Source organism: Variovorax sp. P4_D9 (assembly GCF_056401695.1).
Genome location: NZ_JBFUIU010001512.1, coordinates 1 through 1,164 on the forward strand (window position 1 = coordinate 1; position 1,164 = coordinate 1,164).

At 64.3% G+C, this 1,164-nt stretch carries 1 pseudogene; it reads left to right on the forward strand.

The features are described 5' to 3' along the window. Window positions 1-628 precede the first annotated feature (628 nt). A pseudogene (locus AC1DY5_RS56480) lies at window positions 629-1,164 on the forward strand (phospholipase D family protein); the annotation flags it as partial.

The window sequence follows — 1,164 nt, forward strand, 5'->3', positions numbered from 1 at the left end:
TTGTTCCGCTGGCGCGCGCGGTCGCGCATCTACCGCTGGTACGGAGAGTTGGCGCTGCTCGAGCGCGATGTCGAAACGCGCACCGACGCGTTGCCCATCGAAAAATGGCTGGGCGACCTGGCCCGCATCGAGCAGGCGGCCCGCGCGGATCCGTACCCCATTGAGCTATGCCGGCGAAGCCTACACACTGCGCGAGCACATCGGCCTGGTTCGCCAGGCCGTGCTGGCCAGGGCGCAAGGCGTTGGCGCGAACGCGGATGGCGATCTAAGAAGTGCCGAGACTGCATCCGAGCGAAATGTTCTTCAGGTCCGCCCCGAGCCCGCCCAGGAAGCTCCATCGAGTTGAAGAGGTTGCCAAGAACGATTTCGCAGCCGAATGGCGCTTGAGGTCTGACCTTGCCAAAGGCCCGTGCGGTCTGGGACGGCATAGTCCTTCTATGGGACTTGAGTTCGATGGCCAGAAGCACTTCCCGGGTCGCGCTGCACACGAGGCATCGATGAAGATGTTCCGGCGCTTCGTCGGCACCTCGCTCTCCCCGAGGGCGTATCCGGTTCCATCAGCGTCACCTTGCGCCTGACCTGCCTGTTAACGGAGCCTAGCGAGCCTAGAATGCCCAGATCGTCATCGATGGACCGCACCGAGCCCATGATTGCCTCACGCGTACTCGTCGCCTTCGTCCTCGGCCTCCTCCTCACCGGCTGCGCCGGTCTTCCGGGAAACGTCGAGCGGACCCCATCCACCGCCCTCACCAACAACGCCGACACCCGCCTCGCCAAGGATGTGCGCCCGCAGGTCGCCGCCCACCCGGGAAAATCCGGCATCCATCCGCTCTCCAATGCCGAGGATGCCTTCGCGGCGCGCATCGTCCTTGCCAGGCTCGCTGACCGCAGCCTCGACGTGCAGTACTACATCTGGCACGCCGACACCACTGGACAACTGCTCTGGAAAGCCATCTGGGAAGCCGCCGAGCGCGGGGTGCGCGTGCGCGTGCTGCTCGATGATGCCAATACCGGCGGGCTCGACCCGATGCTGGCCGCCCTCGACGCCCATCCCAATATCGAAATCAGGCTGTTCAATCCCTTTGCGAACCGCGGCTTCAGGGCTGGGGACTTCATGTTCGACTTCTCGCGCGTCAACCGGCGCATGCACAACAAGTCCTTCAC